This is a genomic window from Lentzea terrae, assembly GCF_003265345.1.
GTDB lineage: Bacteria > Actinomycetota > Actinomycetes > Mycobacteriales > Pseudonocardiaceae > Lentzea > Lentzea terrae.
The window spans coordinates 1-22,989 of sequence record NZ_QFWW01000025.1; the positions used below are offsets into that span (position 1 = coordinate 1).

A 22,989-nucleotide genomic window follows, 5' to 3' on the forward strand; every position below is an offset into this window, starting at 1 on the left:
AGCGCTCATCGCGCTGGCACGGCGACTGGTCGACGTCATCTGGGCACTGCTGCGCGATGGCCGGGAGTTCCATCGCTCACCACAGCTAACGGCCCAAGTCGCTTGACACGATCATTGAAACTCCTGTCAACGGGTCTTGCGCGCGTGGCCGCCGTAGCCGCCGGAGATGTCGGTGCGGGACACGGTGATCTGCATCTGGCGGCCCATCTCGCCGTAGCTGAGCTTTCCCCTGGCCCGGCTTCGCAACAGGGACAGCACCTTCAGCGGGTTGCGTCCGGGCACGAAGCCGACGAACTCCTCGTTTTTCAGGCCGTGCCTGGTGAGCGACCGCTCCAGCTCCTCCGGCGTGACGAACTTGTCCCAGTCGTGCAGGTCGCGCGGCGCCCAGCGGAACGCGTCCCACTCCTGGAACAGCTTGATCATGACGAGTTTCGACCTGGCCGTGCGGTTGATCGTGTCGAAGAGGTACCAGCCGCCGGGCTCGAGCACCCTGGCCGCCTCGCTGACCGACTTGTCCACATCGGACACGTGCTCCAGAACGTCGCAGCAGTAGACGAGGTCGAACTCCTCGTCCGCGAACGGCACCTCCTCCGCGATGCCGTGCCGGTACTCGATGTCGAGCCCGTTCTGCCTGGCGTGTGTTCTGGCGGCGTCGAGGGACTCGAGCGACGGGTCGATGCCGGTGACCTCGGCTCCTGCTTTCGCGAACTCCTCGGCGAGCAGCCCGCCGCCGCAGCCGATGTCCAGCACACGCTTTCCTTTCAGGCTCACGCCGTGTTTGCCGAGTGCTTCCTCGAAGTAGCCGAAGCGCGCCACCGTGAGGGCGAGCAAAGTGGCCATCGGGCGGTCGTCGTCCCACCACGTGCCCGGCTCGTTGTACAGCTCGTTGTCGACGGCCATTGCACACACACCTCTCACGGGTTCATCAGATCGGGCACGGTCCAGCCTTCGAGGTCGTACTCGGCCATGCACTGCTCGGCGAACCCCTTGAGAGCGTCCGTGGTCCCCGACTGCTGTGCGGCGAAGAGCAACTCTGCGCGCACACCCTCGTGGTTGCCGGAGTAGTTGCGCTCGTAGAGCTCGTGGCGTCCGCCGAACTCCGTGCCGATGGAGTCCCAGACGAGCTTCATCAGCTTGACCCGTTCGACGGCGTCCATGCCGTCGCTGCCGCGCACGTACTTGTCCAGGTAGGGCCGCAGTTCCGGCTCGTTGAAGTCTTTGGTGCTCGACGGCAGGTAGATCAACGCGCTGCCGAGGTCCTGCATGATGATCTCCCTGACCCGCGGGTAGCCGAGGGTCATGAACCACCGGTACGACATGGCGTAGTCGAGCTTCGGCAGCACCGCGTCGCCGTGCCACGGGTCCGGTGTGGACACCATCGCGTCGGTCAGCGCCCAGAACATGTTCCGCCACGCCAGCACCTCGCCGACGCGGGTCTGGATGCCCCGGAAGTCCTTGGTACCGGTCGCTTCCACGCCCTTGAGCAACAGCCCGGCCAGGAAGTCGAGCTTGACCGCGAGCCGCGTGCAGCCGTGGAACGTCATCCGCTGCACCAGCCCGGAGTTCGGGATGAGCGTGTTGACCTTGTCCGGGTCGCCGTAGCTGAACACGTTCTCCCACGGGATCTTCACCCGGTCCAGCACGAAGATCGTGTCGTTCTCGTCGAACCTGCTCGACAGCGGGTAGTCGAACGGGCTCGTCGCCGCCATCTCGTAGGACTGCCGGCAGATGAGCTTGAGGCCGGGCGCGCCCATCGGCACCGCGCAGACCAGCGCGAACCGCTTGTCCTTGACCGGCAGCCCGTAGTGCGCCACGAGGTTGAAGTGCGTGATCGCCGATCCCGTGGCCACCACCTTGGCGCCGCTGACGATCAGCCCGTCGTCCTTCTCCTCCTCGACGTGCACGAAGACGTCTTCGACCTCGTTCTGCTGCCGGTCGACAGGCGGGTTGACCAGCGCGTGGTTCCAGTACAGGACCTTCTCCTGCGACTCGGCGTACCAGCGCCGCGCGTTGTCCCCGAACGGCTCGTACAGCTCCGCGTTCGCGCCGAGCGTGCCGAAGAACGCCGCCTTGTAGTCCGGACTGCGCCCCATCCACCCGTACGTCATCCTGGCCCACCCGGCGATGGCGTCCCGGTCGGCCTTGAGGTCTTGTTGGGTGCGCGGGGTGCGGAAGAACGGGTGGGTGAACCCGATGCCGCCGGTGTCGGTGGGCGCGGTGAGCTCCGGTTGGCGTTCGGGGTCGTGCAGCGAGTCGTAGAGCCGTGCCGCCATCCGCGCCGAGTTCCGGAACGCTTTGTGTTCCGTGACGTCCTTGACCTTCTCCCCGTGCAGCCACACCTCCCGCCCGTCTTTGAGGCTCTCCAGGTACTCCTCGCCGGTCAACGGCCGCGTCATGCTCACGCTCCTACCTCGCGGAAGGCACCGCGGTAGAACACCAGCGGCTCACCTTGATGGACCTCGATCTCCTTGACCTCGCCCAGGTACAGCACGTGATCACCGCCGTCGTACTTGCGCCACGGCTCACAGACGATGTGCGCCAACGCATCCCTGAGCTTCATCCCGTTCCACGGCACAAGACCGGCTGCTGGTATACCGGCGAAGTGCAGCGCGACGTCGCTCTGGTTCTCCTTGAGCACGTTCACAACGAACGGCCGGTTGTCGAGCCGTTGGCACGCCTTGCTCCTGCGATCCAGCGACACCAGGACGAGCGGCGGGGCGAGCGACACCGCAGTGAACGAGTTGACCGTCGTGCCATGCTTCTCGCCGTTGATCTCACAAGTGACCACGGTGACGCCGGTGGCGAAGTGGCCGAGGCAGTCCCGGAGCTCTCGCGTCATTTCTCGGCCTCCGGGAAGTAACCGGTGCGCTGGAAGAACCTGATGTAGGTGTCCAGCAGCTCGTCCGTGATCTCCGGGCACCGGTGGCCGGCCTCGTCGGTTTCTTTGACGTCGTAGGTGATGTGCAGTCGTTCTGCCTGCGTGACTTGCGTGAACACGTCCAGCAGCGCGTTGTTCTGGCGGCTGTTCCACTGCTCTCGTGGGATTTCGTCGAGCCGATAGCCGTGGGACCGCAGCCGCTCTTTGATCGTTTCCAGGCTCACCGGCTTGCTGTTGTAGAGGTGGTACGTCGTGTGCTTCGGGTCTTGCGAGAGTCCGACGATGACCGCGCTGACGTAGTCCACCGGTGTTAGCGTGAACAACGCCTTCGCGTCGTCCGGCACAGCTTTGGCCTGCAAGCAACCTTTGATGCTCAGCCAGACGAAGTCGCTGGTCTGGCAGGCGCCGTCGACCTGGCTGCCGGCGATGGTGTCCGGCCGGTACACCGTGACCGGGATTCCTCTTTCCCTTGCTTGTTCGACGAGCTTCTCGGCGACCCACTTGCTCTGCTGGTAGCCGGTCGGAAGTTGTTGTGCCGGGCCGGTCTCCGCTTCTGTTGTGTGCGGGCCTCCAGGCGTCGCGAACACCCCGGTGGTCGACACGTGGTGCACCGGCACCGTGCGGTGGCGAGCGGCAAGGCGCAGCACCTCTTCCGTGCCGTTGACGTTGGCTTTCTTCAGCTCCTGGTACGGGTGCAGCCAGTTGACCTGTGATCCCGCGTGGTAGACGGCGTCGATCGTCCTCGCCAGCTCGTCGAACTTCTCCTCGGTCAGGCCGAGCCTGGGTTCGGCAAGGTTTCCCAGGACCACTTCTGTTCTTTCAGGGGCTGTTGGGAGGCCGTACCACTCCAGGTTCTTCTCGAGCCGTGCCCTGGCTTCGGTTTCGTCTGCTGCCCTGATGAGGCAATGAACTCTTGCGGTGGTGTGCTTGAGGAGGTCTCTCAGCAGGAACGCACCGAGGAAGCCCGTCGCCCCCGTCAGGAAGATCTCGTTCGTTGGTCGCGTTTCTGTTCGGGTTGGCCGGATGTCTTCTGCCAGCACGCCTTCCGTTGCGAAGTCGACCGTCGTGGTCTCGCCTTGGAGGTACGCGACCAACTTGGCGGGCGTCGGCCGGTCGAACACGACGTTGGCGGGCAGCTGTCTTTCTGTCGCCCTGGCCAGCCGGTTGCGCAGCTCGACCGCCAGCAGCGAGTCGACCCCCATGTCCTTGAACGCCTTGTCGGCGTCGAACTCGTCGTCCTCCAGCTTCAGCACGGCCTTCGTCAGCCCGGCCACCAGTTCGGCGACGTCCTGCGGCTCTACTTGCTCGGGTTCTGGCGTGTGCTCTGTTTTGGCGTCCAGCCAGTAGCGCCGCCGCTGGAACGGATACGTCGGCAGCTTGACCTTCCGCGCCCCTGGGAACATCCCGGCCCAGTCGACGTCGACCCCGCGCACGAACGCCTCACCGAGCGCTGTCCGGAACCGCTCCGCCGTGCCGTTGCCTCTCTTGAGCGTGGCGGTGACGGCGCTGGGTACGTTCTCCAGCGTCTCCTCCATCGCCCCGACGAGGACGGGATGAGGGCTGACCTCGATGAACTTGCGGTATCCCTCGTCGGCAAGCGTCGTTGTGGCCGACTCGAACAGGACCGTCTGCCGCAGGTTCCGGTACCAGTACTCGGCGCTGAGCTCGGTGGTGTCGAGCCACTTCTCGTCGACCGTCGAGAAGAACGGGATCTCGGCTTTCCGCGGCGTGATGCCCTCGAGAGCCTTGAGCAGGTCTTCTTTCAGTTCTTCGACCTGCTGGGAGTGGGACGCGCAGTCGGCTGGGATCCGCTTGCCTTCGGTCTGTTCGATCACCTGCGGATCGCCGGACAGCACGAACGAGGTCGGTCCGTTGATCGCCGCGATGCTCAGGGGCGTCTCTTTCGGCAGCTCGCGAACGGCGATCATGGCGCCCTTGCCGGCGAGCTTCTTCGCGATCAGCTTGCTGCGCAGCGCCACAATCCTCGCCCCGTCTGCGATGTCCAGCGCTCCTGCCACGACCGCGGCCGCGATCTCGCCCTGCGAGTGGCCGACGACGGCTTTCGGCCGCACGCCGTGTTCTTGGTAGAGGTGGGCGAGGGACACCATGACCGCCCACAGCGCGGGCTGGACCCTGTCGGCGTGCTGGAGTGCTTCGGCGTCGTCGAGCACTCTCGTCAGGTCCCAACCGGTGTGCGGTTTGAGGGCCTCGGCGCACTCCCGCATGCGGTCCGCGAAGGCCGGCTCGTCCGCGATCAGGTCCTTGGCCATGCCGGGCCACTGCCCGCCCTGCCCCGGGAACACGAAGCAGACTTCGCCCTCGACGTCGGCCACGCCCTCGACCTGTTCGGCGCCGACCAGGACGGCTCGGTGGTCCAGCAGCGCCCTCGTGGTGACCAGCGAGAACGCCACGTCTTCCGCCGCTTCCCGCTGCACGACCTCGCGGGTCTGCTCGACGCGGGCTCGCAACGCTTTGGCGCTCTTGGCCGAGACCACCAACGGAATCGATCCCGATTGGCGGACCCCTTGGGGGGATCGGGTCCCCACTCCAATCATCTCAGCCAGGTCTGACAGTTCCGGAGCGCTCGCCCCCTCCAAGATCACGTGCGCGTTCGTCCCCGACACACCGAACGACGACACCGCGGCCCGCCGAGGCCGCCCCACCTCCGGCCAGTCCCGCGCCGACGTCAGCAGCGAAACCGCACCCGCCGCCCAGTCCACGTGCGGCGACGGCGAGTCCACGTGCAAAGTCGCCGGCAACACCCCGTGCCGCATCGCCTGCACCATCTTGATCACGCCGCCCACACCGGCCGCCGCCTGCGCGTGCCCGATGTTCGACTTCAACGACCCCAGCCACAACGGCCGATCACGACCCTGCCCATAGGTCGCCAGCAAAGCCTGCGCCTCGATCGGATCACCCAGCACAGTCCCCGTGCCGTGAGCCTCAACGGCGTCGACATCAGCAGCACACAACCCCGCCGCCGCCAACGCCGCCCGAATCACCCGCTGCTGTGCCGGCCCGTTGGGCGCGGTCAGCCCGTTCGAAGCACCGTCCGAACCGACAGCCGAACCCCGCACCACGGCCAGCACGGAGTGTCCAGCCCGCTGAGCATCCGAAAGCCGCTCCAGCACCACCACCCCGACACCCTCAGCCCACCCGGTGCCATCCGCCGCAGCAGAAAACGCCTTGCAGCGCCCGTCAACCGACAATCCCCGCTGCCGGCTGAACTCCACGAACACCGCCGGACTCGCCATCAACGCGACCCCACCGGCCAACGCCAGCGAACACTCACCAGCACGCAACGACTGCGCAGCCAAGTGCAACGCCACCAACGACGACGAACAAGCCGTGTCGACCGTGACCGCCGGCCCCTCGAACCCGAACGTGTAAGCCACCCGCCCGGAAGCCACGCTGCCCGCGCTCCCGGTGCCGAGATGCCCCTCCAACGAGGCAGGAACCCGGTCGAGGAACCGCGCGCCGTAGTCGTTGTACATGACCCCGGCGAACACCCCGGTCCTGCTGCGCCGCAACGACAACGGGTCGATCCCGGCGTCCTCGAACGCCTCCCACGACGTCTCCAGCAACAGCCGCTGCTGCGGGTCGATCGCCAGCGCCTCCCGCGGCGAGATCCCGAAGAACCCGGCATCGAACTCCGCCGCGTCGTGCAAAAACCCGCCCGACCGCGTGTAGCAGGTCCCGCTCGCCGAAGGATCCGGGTCGTACACCACGTCCCAGCCACGATCCGACGGGAACGGCCCGACCGCGTCGACCCCGTCGGCCACCAACCGCCACAGGTCCTCCGGCGACCGCACCCCACCCGGATACCGGCACGCCATCCCGACGATGGCGATCGGCTCGTTCAGCCGCGCCAGCAGCTCCTCGTTCTCGCGCTGCAGCCGCTGGTTCTCCTTGACCGCGACCCGCAGCGCCTTGACGACCTGATCCTCAGCCATGTGATCCTCCAAGCACGAGCCGCACCAGGTCGTCGGTGTCCATGTCGTCGATCTCGTCGGGCTCTTCGTCCACGACGTCCGGCAGCAGCTCGGACATCAGGTGCTCGGCCAACTCCGCAGGACTCGGGTGGTCGAACACCAACGTCGGCGGCAACCGCAACCCGATCGCCGCGCTCAACCGGTTCCGCAGCTCGACCGCCGTGAGCGAGTCGAACCCGAGGTCCTTGAAGGTCCGCCCCGCCTGCACCGGACGCCCGAGCACCCCGGCCACCTCGCCCCGCACCAGGTCGAGCAACACCTGCCGCGGATCCCCGGCCGTCCGCAACGTCTCCTCGAACGGCTCCCGCTCCGCACGCGGCACCCGAACCAGGCCGCGCAGCAACGGATGCACCACCGCCTGAGCCCGCAACGCCGCCATGTCCAAAGGCATCGGCACCAGCACGGCCTGACCGCCCCGCAACGCCGCGTCGAACAACCGCATGCCTTCGTCCGCACCCAACGGCCGCACGCCATTCCGAGCCATCCGCACGCGGTCAGCCTCGCCCAAGTGGCCGGTCATCCCGCTGTCGTCGGCCCAGAGCCCCCACGCCAGCGACACCGCGGGCAGTCCCCGAGCCCGCCGGTGCAACGCGAGCGCGTCCAAGAACGCGTTGGCCGCCGCGTAGTTCGCCTGCCCCGGCCCGCCGAACGTCCCCGCAGCCGACGAGAAGAACACCATCGGCACATCCGGCAGCAACTCGTGCAAATGCCAAGCCGCCTCAGCCTTCGGCCGCCACACCCCGTCGAGCCGCTCAGGCGTGAGCGACGAGATCACGCCGTCGTCGAGCGTCCCGGCCAGGTGCACCACCGCATCCACCGGCGTCTCGGCCAACAACCGTTCCACCGCAGCCCGGTCCGCGACATCACACGCCACGACCTCAGCGCCCAGCTCCGCCTGCAGTTCCGCGGCCATCCCGCGCCTGCTGGCCAGCACCAGCTTCTGAACTCCGTACGCAGTAACAAGATGCCGCGCAACCAGCGCACCCAACGTCCCGGTGCCGCCGGTGACCAGCACTGTGCCGTGCAACCTCACGACCTGCTCACCAACCGCTTGCCGGACCAGCCGCGGAACCAGAACCTCATTACCGCGCAAGGCGATCTGCGGCTCACCAGTCGCCACCGCCGCTGCCAGCAACTCCCGCGAGCCCTCGACGTCGACCAGCACGATCTTGCCGGGGTTCTCCGCCTGCGCCGACCGCACCAGCCCCCACACCGCGGCCGCACCCAGGTCGGGGTCGGCGCTCGTCGCGTTCTTCGTGACGAGCACCAGCCGTTCCTGCTCCCCCGCAACCCATTCCTGCAGCAGCGCCAACGTCCGGTGCACATCAGGCTCGTCGAGCTCGACGACCTCGCCTGCCAACTCCGCAGGCACAACCGGAATCGGCGTCCACTCCACCGCGTACAGCGACTCCGACGAGACCGGCCTGATCACCAACGAGTCCACGTTCACCACAGCGCGACCGCTCTCATCGGTGGCAGCGAGCGAAACCGCGTCTTTCCCGGCCGACCTCAACCGCACGCGCAGCGCCGACGCCCCGGCGCCCGCAAGCGACACCCCGTTCCAGGCGAACGGCAACCTACCCTCGCTACCACCGAGCCCGCCCAGGACAATCGCGTGCAACGCCGCGTCGAGCAGCGCCGGGTGCAGCTCGAACCCGGCTTCCTCATCCAGCCGAACCTCGGCGAACACCTCGTGCTCGGTGCGCCAAACCCGTTGCAAGCCTTCGAACCGCGGCCCGTAGTCGAACCCGATCCCGCTCAACCTCTCGTACAGGTCGCCCACCGGAATCTCCTCCCCAGCCGGCGGCCACTCCCCGATGTCCACGTGCGGGGCTACTCCGGGAGCCAGCACACCGCTGGCGTGACACACCCAGTCCGCAGCAGTCCGCGAGTACACCCCAACCGTCCGCCGCCCGCTCGCATCCGGCCCACCGACCGACACCTGCAGCTGCACGTCCTCCGCCAGCACCAACGGCGTGGAAATCGTCAGCTCCTCCACCACCCCGCAACCGGCCTCGCGGGCCGCTCTCAACGCGAGCTCGAGGAAAGCGGTCCCCGGCAACAACACCGAGCCGAGCACCGCGTGATCCGCCAGCCACGGATGGGTTTCCAACGACAACCTGCTGGTGAACAGGAACCCGCCCGACTCAGCCACACCCGTCGCCGTCCCCAGCAACGGATGCCCCGACGGGGCGACTATCTCCGGACGCAACTTCAGCCAGTAGTGCTCACGCTGGAACGCATACGTCGGCAAGTCCACCCGCCGTGCACCCACGAACAGCTTCCGCCAGTCAACACCCGCCCCACCAACCCAAGCCTGCGCCAACGACGCCAAGAACCGTTGCCAGCCACCGTCATCCCGCCGCAACGACCCGACAACGACCGCGTTCTCCGCCGTCTCCTGAACGCCGACCGTCAGCACCGGATGCGAACTGACCTCGACGAACACCCCGTACCCGTCCTCGACCAGCCTCCGCACGGCGTGCTCGAACCGAACCGTGTTGCGCAGGTTCGCGTACCAGTACTCGGCGTTCAGTTCACTGGTGTCGATCCGCTCGCCCGTCAACGTCGAGTAGAAGCCGATCCCACTCGTGCGCGGCGCAATGCCTTGCAGCGCTACCCGAACCTCTTCCTCCACCGCCTCGACGTCCGGCGTGTGCGAGGCGTAGTCCACCGGAATCCTGCGCGCATGAACGCCTTCTTCTTCACACGCGGCCAGCAACTTCTCAAGCTGTCCAGGCGCGCCGGCCACCACCGTCGCAGGCCCGTTGACCGCCGCAACGTGCACGTCCCATCGCGCCGCCAATTCAGCCGCGCTCTCCTCCGGCAGCGCAACGGAAACCATGCCACCGGTCCCCGCGAGCGCCGTGATCGCCCTGCTACGCAAGCAAACCACCCGCGCACCGTCCTCAACAGACAGCGCACCCGCCACCACCGCAGCCGCGATCTCACCTTGCGAATGCCCGACAACCGCCTGCGGCTCAACCCCGAACTCCCGCCACAGCCCGGCCAGCGACACCATCACCGCCCACAACGCCGGCTGCACCACGTCGACCCGCTCCAGCGCCTCAGCGTCTTCGAGCACCTCGAACAGGTCCCAGTCCACCCACCGGCTCAGGGCGTCCGCGCACTCCTTCATGTGCGCGGCGAACACGGGCACGGCTTCTATCAGCTCCACCGCCATGCCCACCCACTGCGAACCCTGGCCGGGGAACACGAACGCCACCCGCGCTGCTGTTCCTGCCACTCCGGACGCGATCTCCGCCCCGTCTGGGGTCAACACCGCCCGATGCGCGAACACCGACCGGCCGGCGAGAGTGCCACCGACGTCCGCCGGGTTGACGCCCTGCACAGTGCCCGCGAACGCCTCCAACTGCTCGACCTGCGCCCGCAACGCCGGCTCAGCCTTGGCCGACACCACCCACGGAATCGATCCCGATTGGCCGGCCCCCTGGGGGGATCGGGTCCCCACTCCAATCGTCTCAGCCAGGTCTGACAATTCCGGGGCGTCCGCCGCCTCCAAGATCACGTGGGCGTTCGTCCCGCTCATCCCGAACGACGACACCGCCGCACGCCGAGGCCGATCACCAGCGGGCCAAGGCTGAGCCTCCGTCAAGAGTTCGACAGCGCCAAAAGACCAGTCCACGTGCGGCGTTGGCGCATCGACGTGGAGCGTGCGCGGCAGCAGCCCGTGCCGCATCGCCTGCACCATCTTGATCACGCCACCAACACCGGCAGCAGCCTGCGAGTGCCCGATGTTCGACTTCAAAGACCCCAACCACAGCGGAACAGCGCGGTCCTGGCCGTAAGTCGCGAGCAGCGCCTGCGCCTCGATGGGATCGCCCAAAGAAGTACCGGTGCCATGAGCCTCAACGGCGTCGACATCAGCAGCACGCAACCCCGCCGCCGCCAACGCCTGCCGGATCACCCGCTGCTGTGACGGGCCGTTGGGCGCGGTCAGGCCGTTCGAGGCGCCGTCCTGGTTCACCGCGGACCCGCGCAGCACCGCGAGCAGCTCGTGCCCGTTGCGTCGTGCGTCGGAGAGCCGCTCCACGAGCAGCACGCCCACGCCCTCTGCCCATGCGGTGCCATCGGCGGCCGCGGCGAACGGCTTGCAACGGCCGTCGGGAGCGAGCGCGCGCTGCTTGCCGAACTCGGCGAACGCGATCGGCGTTGGCATCACCGTCGCGCCGCCGACCAGCGCCAGCGAGCACTCGCCGTTGCGCAGCGCCTGCGCGGCCCAGTGCAGCGCCACCAGAGACGAGGAGCAGGCCGTGTCGACGGTGACGGCCGGGCCTTCCAACCCGAAGGTGTAGGCGACGCGGCCGGAGGCGACGCTCGCCGCGCCGCCCGTGCCGAGGTAGCCGGAGACCTCCTCGGGCGCGCGGTCGTACCCGCGGGAGGCGTAGTCGTGGTAGACGACGCCGGTGAAGACGCCGGTTTGGCTGCCGCGCAACGACAACGGGTCGATTCCCGCGCGTTCGACCGCCTCCCAGGAGACCTCCAGCAGCAGGCGTTGCTGCGGGTCCATCGCGAGCGCCTCGCGCGGGTTGATGCCGAAGAACTCCGCGTCGAACAACCCCGCGTCGTGCAGGAAGCCGCCCTTGTGCACGTCGGACGCGTCCCAGCCGCGGTCGACCGGCAGATCGCTGATCACGTCGCGACCCTCGAACACCAGCCGCCACAGGTCCTCCGGCGACCGCACCCCACCCGGATACCGGCACGCCATCCCGACGATCGCGATGGGCTCGTCAGACACCCTCGGAGCCGCAACCGCCGTCACCCGCGCGCCACGAAGGTGATCTGCCAGCGCCAGCGGCGTCGGATGGTCGAACAGCAGCGTCGCGGGCAACGTCCGGCCGATGGCCGCCGACAGCCGGTTGCGCAGCTGGACGGCCATCAGCGAGTCGAAGCCGCACTCGCTGAACGCCTGCACAGGATCAACGGCGTCCACACTCTCGTGCCCGAGCACCGCCGCCGCGTGCCCGCGCACGACGTCGAGCAGATCTTCGGTGTCCGGCACGTCGACGACAACCGGCGCCGAGCTGCCCAGCCAATAACGCTTGCGCTGGAACGCATAGGTGGGCAGGTCGATCCGGCGCGCACCGGTGCCGTCGAAGAGCCGCGCCCACTCGACCGGCACGCCCCGCACGTACAGCTCGGCCAGAGCCGTCAGCAAGGTCGCCGGCTCGTGGCCCGAAGCTGCGTACACGCATCCGTCCACGGCCGGAGCCAGCACGCCACTGGGCCCCAGCTCCAGGAACGCCGTCACGCCCTCGTCCGTCAACGTCCGCATCGCATCGCCGAAGCGCACGGCCCGGCGCGCGTGTTCGACCCAGTAGTCCGGCGTGCTGAGGTCGGCGATCTGGCCGGTCATCGCTGACACGACCGGAATGGACGGCTTCCGGTAGGTCAGCGCTTCCGCCACCTTCCGGAACTCGGCGAGCATCGGTTCGATGAGCGGCGAGTGGAACGCGTGGCTGACGTCGAGGCGTTTCGACTTGCGGTCCGGGAACTGCGCGGCGATCGCGAGCACGGCCTCCTCGGCACCGGAGATCACGACAGCCTCCGGACCGTTCACCGCCGCGATGTCCACGGTCTCGGTCAGCCTCGGCAGGACCTCGTGCTCGCCGGCCTGAAGCGCGACCATCGCACCGCCGGCGGGCAGTGCCTGCATCAACGTGCCGCGCGCCGTCACGAGCGTTGCCGCGTCTTCCAGCGAGAGGACGCCGGCCAGGTGGGCCGCGGTCAGTTCGCCGATGGAGTGCCCGGCGAGGAAGTCCGGCCGCACACCCAACGCTTCGACGAGCCGGAACAGCGCCACCTCGAACGCGAACAACGCCGCCTGCGTGTAGGCGGTCTGGTTCAGCTGCTCGCCGGTGAACACCACCTCGGCCGGGAGTTCGAGCTGCGCGTACACCTCGTCGAACGCCTTCGCGTACACCGGGAACGCTCGGTACAGCTCGCGCCCCATGCCCGGACGCTGGCTGCCCTGGCCGCTGAACAGGAACGCCACCCGGCGCCCGGCCGTCGCCACGCCCTGGACCACGTGCGGGCTGACTCGGCCGCAGGCGAGCGCCTCCAGCCCGTTGCCGAGGACGACGGCCCGGTGCTCGAGCGCCGCCCGCGTGGTGGCGAGCGAGAAGCCGAGGTCGACCGCGTTGACGTCCCCGCACGCCAGCAGCCGCTCAGCCTGCGCACGCAACGCCGCCGCGCCCTTCGCCGACACCACCAGCGGCACCGGGAACGCGAACGCAGGCGGCACCGGAAACGACGTCGCAGGCGGCACCTGCAACGGCATCGGCGGCGGCGCCTGGCACGGCATCGCGAGCGGCGTGGCCAGCTGGCTCGGAATCGATTCCGGTTGGCAGGCCCCCTGGGGGGACCGGGTCCCCACTCCAATCATCTCAGGCAGGTCTGACAATTCCTGGCCCGCGGAAACCGGTGCGGCCTCCAAGATCACGTGGGCGTTCGTCCCGGAGACGCCGAACGACGAGACGGCGGCACGACGCGGGCGATCCGAAGAAGGCCACGGACGAGCCTCGGTGAGGAGTGAGACAGCGCCGGAGGACCAGTCGACATGCGGGGTCGGCGCGTCGACGTGGAGCGTGCGCGGCAGCAGCCCGTGCCGCATCGCCTGCACCATCTTGATCACGCCACCAACACCGGCAGCAGCCTGCGAGTGCCCGATGTTCGACTTCAAAGACCCCAACCACAGCGGAACAGCGCGGTCCTGGCCATAGGTCGCGAGCAACGCCTGCGCCTCGATCGGGTCGCCCAAGACGGTTCCGGTGCCGTGCGCCTCGACGACGTCGACATCGGCCGTCGACAAGCCGGCTGACGACAACGCGCTGAGGATCACCCGCTGCTGGGACGGGCCGTTCGGGGCGGTGAGACCGTTGGAGGCGCCGTCGGAATTGACGGCAGAGCCACGCAACACAGCCAGCACCTGATGACCGTTGCGCACAGCATCCGAGAGGCGTTCCAACACGACCACGCCGACACCCTCGGACCACCCCGTGCCATCAGCCGCAGCCGCAAACGCCTTGCAACGCCCATCAGCAGACAAACCTCGTTGACGACTGAACTCAACAAAAGTCGCAGGCGTCGCCATCACAGTCACACCACCGGCCAAGGCCAGCGAACACTCCCCGGAACGCAACGACTGCGCAGCCCAATGCAGCGCCACCAGCGAAGACGAGCACGCGGTGTCGACGGTGATGGCCGGACCTTCAAGGCCCAACGAGTAGGCGACGCGGCCGGACGCGACGCTGCCAGCGGTACCGAGGCCGAGGTAGGCCTCGACGTCCTCGGGAATCTCGTCCAGCCGCGAGGCGTAGTCGTGGTACATGACGCCCGCGAAGACACCGGTTTGGCTGCCGCGCAACGACGACGGGTCGATGCCGGCGCGTTCGAGGGCTTCCCAGGAGGTTTCCAGCAGCAGGCGTTGCTGCGGGTCCATCGCGAGCGCCTCGCGGGGTGACAGGCCGAAGAACTCGGCGTCGAACTCCCCTGCGTCGTAAAGGAAACCGCCGTGCTTGGACGAGGACTTGCCGGGGCGGTCCGGGTCCGGGTCGTACAAGTCGTCGACGTCCCAGCCGCGGTCGGAGGGGAAGTCGCCGATCGCGTCGACTTCCTGTTCCACCAGGCGCCACAGTTCTTCTGGCGAGCGGACACCACCTGGATAGCGGCACGCCATGCCGACGATCACGATCGGCTCATCGGACGAAACCCGAGTCGTGGCAACGGGAGCAGCGCCCAAGCCGAACAGTTCGGTGCGGAGGCGTTCGGTGAGAGCGAGTGGGGTTGGGTGGTCGAAGACGAGGGTGGCGGGCAGGCGGACGTCCGTGGCGGCGGCGAGCCGGTTGCGGAGCTCTACGGCGGTCAGCGAGTCGAAGCCGAGCTCGGTGAAGGCGCGGTTCGGTTCGACGGCGTCCGCGGAGTGGCCCAGGACGGCGGCCGCGGTGGTGCGGACCAGGTCCAGGAGTTGATGTTCGGGCAGAGCGGTGTGGCGGGCGGTTCGACGGGGGCGGATCAGCCCGCGCAGCAACGGAGGCACAACCGCGGCCGGGCGCAGGTCCAGTTGCGCCGCGACGAAGGTGGGCTCGGCCGAGCGCACCGCCGCGTCGAACAGGGCCAGGCCGGTCTCGTCGGACATCGCGATCGTGTTGTCGCGGACGCCTGAGGTCAGGTGGGCGGTCAACGTGCTAGTGCGCGCCCACAGGCCCCACGCGATGGAAACGCCGGGCAGGCCGCGGGCGTGGCGGTGCTGCGCGAGAGCGTCGAGGAAGGCGTTGGCGGCGGCGTAGTTGGCCTGGCCCGGGGCGCCGAACACGCCGGCCACCGACGAGAACAGGATCAGCGGCACGGACGGCACCAGCTCGTGCAGGTTCAACGCCGCAGTGGCCTTGGGGCGCAGCACGGTGTCGAGGCGATCGGGAGTCAGCGAGGTGAGCACGCCGTCGTCCAGGACGCCGGCGGCGTGCACCACCGCCGCCAACGAGCCGATCTCGTCCAGCAGGGCCGCTAGCGAGGTGCGGTCGGCGGCGTCGCAGGCTGCGATCGTGACGTGCGCGCCCAGGGCGGTGAGCTCGGCTTCCAGCTCGGGCGCTTCCCCGCGACGGCTGGTGAGCACCAGGTCTCGTACGCCGTGGGTCGTGACGAGGTGCTTTGCCAGCAGGCCGCCGAGCGTGCCGGTGCCGCCCGTGATCAGCACTGTGCCGCCGAAAGAGATGTCCGATGTGGACGGTTGAGCGCGTTCTAGCCTTGGGACGTGAGCTTGACCGTTGCGCACCATCAGTTGCGGTTCATCGGGCAGCACGGGAAATGACGTGTCGTCGGTGTCCACCAAGAAGATGCGGCCGGGATGTTCGGACTGAGCCGAGCGGACGAGACCCCAGATCGCGGCGCTGTCCAAGTCGGCGCCGTTGGTGCGGACGACCAGCCTGGAGTCCTCGCCGATCCAGTGCTGGAGCTGGTCGAGCGCTTCGTGGACGTTCTTCGGCTGTAGCACGACGACGTCGTCCGGCAGCTCTGTGTTTGCGGGCAACGCGATGGGCTGCCACGCCACGCGGTACAGCGAGTTGATCGTCGGCGTGAGGTCGGCCAGCGGGATTGACCGCAGTGCCAAGGACTTCACCGCTGCGACGGGCTGGCCGGCGCCGTCAGCCAGTCGGACTGCGATGCCGTCGTTGGTGCGGGTCAGCCGGACGCGCAGGGTCGTGGCGCCGGTGGCGATCAGCTCCACGCCGTTCCACGAGAACGGCAGGAGTGCTTGGCCTGGTTGGGTTTCTCCCCAGCCCGCGATGGCGATCGGGTGCAGAGCCGCGTCGAGCAAGGCCGGGTGCAGGCCGAAGTCTCCGTCGTCCGGCAGGCTCACCTCGGCGAAGATCTCGTCGGTACCCCGCCACAACGCGGTCAGGCACTGGAAGGCCGGGCCGTACTCGTAGCCGCGGGCGGCCAGGGTGTCGTAAGCGTCGGACAGGTCGATCGCCGTGGCGTTCGGCGGCCATTCGGTCAGCTCGAACGGCTCGGGTTCGCTGCTGGTGAGCGTGCCGGTCGCGTGCCGGCGCCACTGATCGTCGCGACGGCTGTGCACGGTGATCGTGCGACGGCCCTGGTCGTCCGGGCCCACGACGGTCTGGACTTCTACGTCGCCGCGTTCGGGGAGGATCAGCGGTGCTTCGATGACGAGTTCTTCGATTCCTTCTCCTGCCGCGATCGCCATTTCGACAAATGCCGTGCCGGGCAACAGGGCTGTCCCGGACACCGCGTGGTCCGCGAGCCACGGATGGGTCCGGAGCGAGAGCCGGGTGGTGAACGCCGTGGCGCCGGAGGCCAGTTCGATCGGCGGGCCGAGGAGCGGATGGCCTCCGGCGGACGGTTCGAGCCAGTAGCGCCGACGTTGGAAGGCGTAGGTCGGGAGGTCGACGTGCCGGCCCGTGAAGTGCCACTCGACCGGGACGCCGCGCACCCACAGCTGGGCCGCCGAGGTGTGGAAGCGGTCTTGCCCGCCATCGTCGCGGCGCAGCGTGCCGAAGCCGGTCAGAAGCACGGGATGCGGGCTGACTTCCAGCAGGATCCGGTCGGTCAGCTGCTGGACCACTGGGTCGTAGCGGACCGTTTCGCGGAGGTTGCGGTACCAGTACTCGGCGTCGAGCGGGCCGCCGCCGCAGGTGGACAGGAACGGGATGGCCGGGGTGCGCGGTTCGAGGCTCGCCAGCGCGGCGAGGAGGTCGTCGCGGAGCTCCTCGACCTGGGCGGAGTGGGAGGCGTAGTCGACCGGGATTCGCTTGCCGTCGACGGTGGCCAACGCATCGAGGTCGCCGGAGAGGACGAACGACTCGGGGCCGTTGACCGCGGCTGTGGACAGCCGCGGGTCGAGGTGCTCCGGCAGGGCGTTGACCACGACCATGCCACCCTTGCCGGCGAGTTTGGTGGCGATCAGCTTGGCGCGCAACGCGACCACTCGTGCCGCGTCCTCGATGGACAGCGCTTGGGCCACGACCGCGGCGGCGATCTCGCCTTGGGAGTGGCCGACCACTGCGGTTGGTTCGACGCCGTGTTGTTGCCAGAGGTGGGCCAGCGAGACCATCACGGCCCACAGTGCGGGTTGGACGACGTCGACACGTTCGAGTGCTTTTGCGTCGCCCAGGACTTCGAACAGGTCCCAGTCGACGAACTCGCTCAGGGCTTGTGCGCACTCCTGCATGCGGTGGGCGAAGGCCGGTTCGTCGGCGATGAGCTGCTGGCCCATGCCGGCCCATTGTGAGCCTTGGCCGGGGAAGACGAACAGGACGCGGTTGGTGTCGGTGGCGGTGCCGGACGCGATCTCGGTGTGGTCGCTCAGCACCGCTCGGTGCGCCATGGCCGAGCGGGTCGCGAGGGCGGCGGCGACGTCGGCCGGGTCGAGGTCGTGCGACTTGACGAACGTCAGCAGCCGGTCCACCTGGGCTTGCAGGGCCGCCTCGGACTTGGCCGACACGAGCCACGGCGCTTTGCTCCGAACGGGCTGCGACTCCCAGACATCCGCCGCAACCTCCGGGATCACATGGGCATTCGCATCGGCAACACCGAACGACGACGCCGCCTCGCCATCGACGTCTGGCCACGCACAGGCCGCGAGCGCGGCGACGTCCGCCGAGTCCGGGTCACGCGATTCGACGAACGCGAGCGGCTGCTCCACCTCGGCACGCACCGCCGCCTCAGACTCGGCAGACACCAACCACGGCGCATTGCTCGGAATCGATTCCGGTTGGCAGGCCCCCTGGGGGGATCGGGTCCCCACTCCAATCATCTCAGGCAGGTCTGACAATTCCTGGCCCGCGGAAACCGGTGCGGCCTCCAAGATCACGTGGGCGTTCGTCCCGGAGACGCCGAACGACGAGACGGCGGCACGACGCGGGCGATTCGAAGAAGGCCACGGATGGGCCTCGGTGAGGAGCGAGACAGCGCCCAAAGACCAGTCGACGTGTGGAGTCGGGGCGTCGACGTGGAGCGTGCGCGGCAGCAGACCGTGCCGCATCGCCTGCACCATCTTGATCACGCCGCCTACACCAGCGGCAGCCTGAGCGTGGCCGATGTTCGACTTCAAAGACCCCAACCAGCAAGGCGAGGAGCGATCCTGGCCATAGGTCGCGAGCAACGCCTGCGCCTCAATCGGATCACCCAGAACAGTTCCGGTGCCATGCGCCTCAACGAGATCGACCTCGGAAGCGGTCAACCCAGCAGAAGCCAGCGCCTGACGGATCACCCGCTGCTGCGACGGACCGTTCGGCGCGGTGAGACCGTTCGAGGCGCCGTCGGAGTTGACAGCAGAGCCACGCAACACAGCCAGCACCTGATGGCCGTTGCGCTGAGCATCCGAGAGGCGTTCCAACAGGACCACGCCGACACCCTCGGACCACCCCGTGCCGTCAGCCCCAGCCGCAAACGCCTTGCAACGCCCATCAGCAGACAAACCTCGTTGACGACTGAACTCAACAAAAGTCGCAGGCGTCGCCATCACCGCAACGCCACCGGCCAGGGCCAGCGAACACTCACCGGAACGCAACGACTGAGCAGCCAGATGTAACGCCACCAGCGAAGAGGAACAAGCGGTGTCGACGGTGACCGCCGGACCCTCGAAGCCGAACAGGTAGGCGACCCGGCCGGACACCACGCTGCCCGCCGTGCCGATGCCGAGGTGGCCCTCCACGCCGGAGGGGACACGGGCTCCGGTGGCGTAGTCGTGGTACATGACGCCCGCGAAGACGCCGGTTTGGCTGCCACGCAACGATGAGGGGTTCAGGCCGGCGTGTTCAAAAGCTTCCCAGGAGACTTCCAGGAGCAGGCGTTGTTGCGGATCCATGGCCAAGGCCTCGCGCGGAGAGATGCCGAAGAAGTCGGCGTCGAACTCCCCCGCGTCGTAAAGGAAACCGCCGCGCCGCGTGTAGGTGGTGCCTGGATGAGAGGGGTCCGGAGAGTACAAAGCGTCGAGGTCCCAGCCGCGGTCCTGCGGGAAGTCGCCGATCGCGTCGACCTCCTGCACCACCAGGCGCCACAGGTCTTCCGGCGAGCGCACACCACCCGGATAGCGGCACGCCATGCCGACCAGAGCGATCGGCTCATCAGAAGGAACGAGGGCAGTAGCGGCGACCTGAGTTGAGCCGAACAGCAGGTCCCGCAGGTGGGCGGCGAGGGCGCGGCAGGTCGGGTGGTCGAACGCGGAGGTCACGGACAAGGACAGGCCGGTCGACGCGACGAGGTCGTTGCGGAGGGCAACCGCGGTGATCGAGGTCAGGCCCAGCGAGCGGAACGGGACGTCCGAAGTGACGGGAGCGCCGCAGACTCGGGCAGCGGCTGAAGAGACGATCTCCAGCAAAACCGCATCACGGTCCACTGAGGACAGTTCGGCCAGGCGCGAGCGGAGGGCCGCAGCGCCCGAAACGGACGGTTCGACCGCAGGCACGTCGGCTCGGACACAGGCGTGCGAACTCGAAGCGATCAGGTCGACGGGAACGTCAGCGGGCCACGCAACCGATACCGCGGGCAGTCCCTGAGAACGCCGGTGGCGGGCCAAAGCGTCGTAGCGGGCACCGAGATCAGGGCGGTCGGCAGGCCAGCGCAGGACCAGCGGAGCCGTCCCCGACGAGGTGCGCGCCCCAGCGACCAGAGCCGGCAGCCGAACGAAACGAGGTGCGAGCACGACCCCGCCCCGCACCGCCAGTCGGCACTCGCCGGAAGAAACCACAGACCGCAGGTCGACGGAGTCGGAATCAACGTCGACCAGCACGACACGGTGAGGCTTCGCCAAGCCCCACAGGGAAGCACGCGCGAGGTCGAGAACCCCTTCGGTGTCGTTCACAGCGATCGCTCGACGCGTCACGATCACGAACCGCGCGGATGGCGCCGGATCCGACGCCAACCAGGCATCCAACTCCTCGGAGACGTCCGACGAGTTGGCAATCGTCAGATCGAAAGCATGAGACCCGGTGACCGGCAACCATTCCTCGCCGTAGAGCGGCACACCCGAAGCGACCAGCCGAGCAGGCTGAGGGTCGAGCAGATGCCGCGCGATCTTGCCGGACGAGGTGCGCGGAACGGCGTCGACGAGGTACAGCTCCTCCGGCACCTTCACCGCGGCGAGCTGCTCCCGGCACGCGGACAGCACCGCCGCAGGATCAAAAGACCCGGCCAGGTGGGCAACGGGGACCTCGCCGAGCTCGGCATGCGGCTTGCCGACCACAGCGGCGTCCGCGACACCGGGCAGCTGCAGCAGAACGCGTTCGATCTCGGCCGGCTGGATGTTCTCTCCGCCGCGGATGATCAGCTCCGTCAGGCGGCCCGTGATCGTGAGGTAGCCGTCGGGGTCGCGGCGGGCCAGGTCGCCGGTGCGGTACCAGCCGTCGCGCAACCCCGAGGACTGGCCGTGGTAGCCGACCATGAGGTTCGGGCCGCTGACCCACACCTCGCCCTCAGGAGCGTCGACGCCGGAAGGATCGACGACTCGCACGTTCACCCCCGGTACCGGCAGACCGGCGGCGGCGATCAGGCCGCACGTCTCGGTGCTGCCGTAACCGTCGACCAGCGGAGCGCCGAACAGCCGCGCGAAGTCGTCGCGCAACGCCGAAGAGCAGACAGAACCCGCGGTCAGGGCGACGCGCAACGAGGGCGCTGACACGTCGGAAGCGGCACGGACGAGCTGGTGGTACGTGGCCGGGACGCCCACGAGGAACGTGATGTCGTTGTGCAGAGCCGAAAGCACGGCGGAGGCGTCGAAACCGTTCTGGATACGAGCGGTAGCGCCAACAGCGGTCACGCCCAGCACGCACAGGACGTGTGCGAGGCTGTGGAACAACGGGGTCGGCCAGAGCAGAACGTCCGAAGAGGACAGTCCGAAGATCGGGACGTAGCAGGCGGCGACCGACCACAGGCAGCTGCGCTGGGTGGAGATCACGCCCTTCGGACTGCCGGTGGTGCCGGACGTGTAGAGCATCCAGGCGGGCTCGTCGAGTCCCAGGTCGTCGCGAGCCGGAACTCCAGGATCGGTGGAAGCCAGAGGCGCAGGAACGATCGCCTGGATGTCGAAGCGCCGCAACCGATCCAGCTGGTCGGTGAGCACGACCGAAGCGCCGCTGTCCGAGAGGAAATGAGCGAGCTCGGCGTCGGAGCAAGACGGGTTCAGCGGGACACCGACCGCACTCGCCCGCGTCACCGCCAGGCAGCTCTCGATCATCTCGACGCGGTTGCCGAGCAGGATCGCGACCCGGCCGCCGCGCGGGACCGACCCGGCCAGGTGTCCCGCCAGGCGACGCGTGCGGAGCTCCAGCTCGGCGTACGTCACGCAACGCCACGGGTCGGCGAAGGCGACCTTGGCACCGAAACGGGCGGCGTTCGCCCCGAGCAGGTCGGGCAACGGCCGGATCAGCATGGACGCACACCTCCGCGAAGTCGGCGCGTCCAAGCCTGGCCGGGAAACCTGGCCCCCGATCCCCCTACGCGACCCCTACGAGCAGGGGCTTCGGCTCACACGACGAGAGCAGGCCGGAGAGTGTTTCCGCAGGTGGGCAGAAGAACACGGCCACAACTGGGCGATTCCCCAGCTGTGGCCGCGGAAAAGTGGGACGGCTCGAACTAAGGCAGAGCAGCCAGCGAGAGGCTGTTGCCGTCCGGATCCAGCACCTCGACGTGCTGCACGCCGTTGGAGTACGTCTCCACCGGCCCGTGGGCGACGCCGTGCTCGAGAAACCGTGCCAGCGCCCCCGACAACTCCGGTCCCGAAACCCCGAACGTCACCATCGACCCGCCCACCCGCGCGGACCGCACGTCACGGGCGTCGATCACGACGTAGGCGTTCTCCCCCACCTGCCACAAGTACTCCTCGCCGATGAGCTCGTCGGCCTTGCGCCCGAAGAACACCTCGTACCACTCCAACGACCTGACGAGGTCACTCACACACATCACGCTGTGCAGGTCCACGGCGGCCCACTCCTCTCGAACGTACGCAAGAGGGTGGACCAGCCACGCGGACCGAACTCATCGGACGGAACTAACTGCTGCGAGGCAGGTGGACGGCGGACAGAATCGCGCTGCCGGCCCAGACCCCCAGGCCAGACCGGCGGCGCAGCAACGAACTCATCACCCAACGAGCGTCCCCCCGGGCCCTTCACCAGGGAAGACGTTCGGACGACCCCGGACAGATCCGGACAGTCAGCCCCACCCCGAGCAGTTGTCCTCACCGGGACTGAGACACACCCGCACCTCGACGAAGTCGACGTACATCCCCGCCGGCGACGCCCACGCGAAGGACTTGCTCACGTTGAGCCCCGACACGGACGCCATCTGCTCCGTGTAGCTGTAGGCCTTTTCCTTGCCGTACTTCACCCACACCTGGACGTCGCGGCCGTCGTCGGCGGTGTCCTTGACGTACGAGTGCCCGGCGAACGACACGCTGTACTCGACGAACGCGCCCGAGGCCACCGCTTCACCGCCGGCCTTCTTGGGCGCCATGATGAACCTGCTGGGAACGAGCGAGCCGGGATCGTAAACAGGATCGGGACCGGCCTCGGCGGACGGTGCGACGAGCACGCCCAGCACCAAGGCGGCAGCCAGAGACAGAATTTTCATGCGATTCCCCCT

7 protein-coding genes are annotated in these 22,989 nt (G+C 68.2%); all 7 read right to left on the reverse strand.

The window, feature by feature from the left end; genetic code table 11:
• Window positions 1–126 precede the first annotated feature (126 nt).
• Window positions 127–900 carry a bifunctional 2-polyprenyl-6-hydroxyphenol methylase/3-demethylubiquinol 3-O-methyltransferase UbiG gene (gene ubiG, locus DI276_RS31290; protein WP_112270039.1) on the reverse strand — a complete coding sequence of 258 codons (774 nt, stop codon included), beginning with the start codon at window positions 898–900 and terminating at the stop codon, window positions 127–129.
• A gap of 14 nt (window positions 901–914) precedes the next feature.
• Window positions 915–2,396, reverse strand: coding sequence for a 4-hydroxyphenylacetate 3-hydroxylase family protein (locus tag DI276_RS31295; RefSeq protein ID WP_112270042.1), 1,482 nt, complete (start codon window positions 2,394–2,396; stop codon window positions 915–917).
• 2 nt (window positions 2,397–2,398) lie between these two features.
• Window positions 2,399–2,839 carry a flavin reductase family protein gene (locus DI276_RS31300; protein ID WP_112270044.1) on the reverse strand — a complete coding sequence of 147 codons (441 nt, stop codon included), beginning with the start codon at window positions 2,837–2,839 and terminating at the stop codon, window positions 2,399–2,401.
• Entirely contained in the window at window positions 2,836–6,831 is a 3,996-nt protein-coding gene (locus tag DI276_RS31305) for a type I polyketide synthase (protein WP_112270046.1), read from the reverse strand. Before DI276_RS31305 ends, DI276_RS31300 begins: the two co-directional genes overlap by 4 nt.
• Window positions 6,824–21,781 (reverse strand): type I polyketide synthase, encoded by a 14,958-nt coding sequence (locus tag DI276_RS52510; RefSeq protein WP_157985060.1) that lies wholly within the window; start codon window positions 21,779–21,781, stop codon window positions 6,824–6,826. Before DI276_RS52510 ends, DI276_RS31305 begins: the two co-directional genes overlap by 8 nt.
• A gap of 203 nt (window positions 21,782–21,984) precedes the next feature.
• Window positions 21,985–22,311, reverse strand: a complete 327-nt coding sequence (locus tag DI276_RS31315; RefSeq protein WP_198681030.1) for a VOC family protein — start codon at window positions 22,309–22,311, stop codon at window positions 21,985–21,987.
• A gap of 249 nt (window positions 22,312–22,560) precedes the next feature.
• Entirely contained in the window at window positions 22,561–22,977 is a 417-nt protein-coding gene (locus tag DI276_RS31320; RefSeq protein WP_157985061.1) for a hypothetical protein, read from the reverse strand.
• Window positions 22,978–22,989: the final 12 nt, after the last annotated feature.

Coding starts and splice junctions, on each gene's coding strand:
- ubiG (WP_112270039.1), bottom strand. CDS start 900: ATGGCCGTCGACAACGAGCTGTACAACGAGCCGGGCACGTGGTGGGAC.
- DI276_RS31295 (WP_112270042.1), bottom strand. CDS start 2,396: ATGACGCGGCCGTTGACCGGCGAGGAGTACCTGGAGAGCCTCAAAGAC.
- DI276_RS31300 (WP_112270044.1), bottom strand. CDS start 2,839: ATGACGCGAGAGCTCCGGGACTGCCTCGGCCACTTCGCCACCGGCGTC.
- DI276_RS31305 (WP_112270046.1), bottom strand. CDS start 6,831: ATGGCTGAGGATCAGGTCGTCAAGGCGCTGCGGGTCGCGGTCAAGGAG.
- DI276_RS52510 (WP_157985060.1), bottom strand. CDS start 21,781: ATGCTGATCCGGCCGTTGCCCGACCTGCTCGGGGCGAACGCCGCCCGT.
- DI276_RS31315 (WP_198681030.1), bottom strand. CDS start 22,311: ATGTGTGTGAGTGACCTCGTCAGGTCGTTGGAGTGGTACGAGGTGTTC.
- DI276_RS31320 (WP_157985061.1), bottom strand. CDS start 22,977: ATGAAAATTCTGTCTCTGGCTGCCGCCTTGGTGCTGGGCGTGCTCGTC.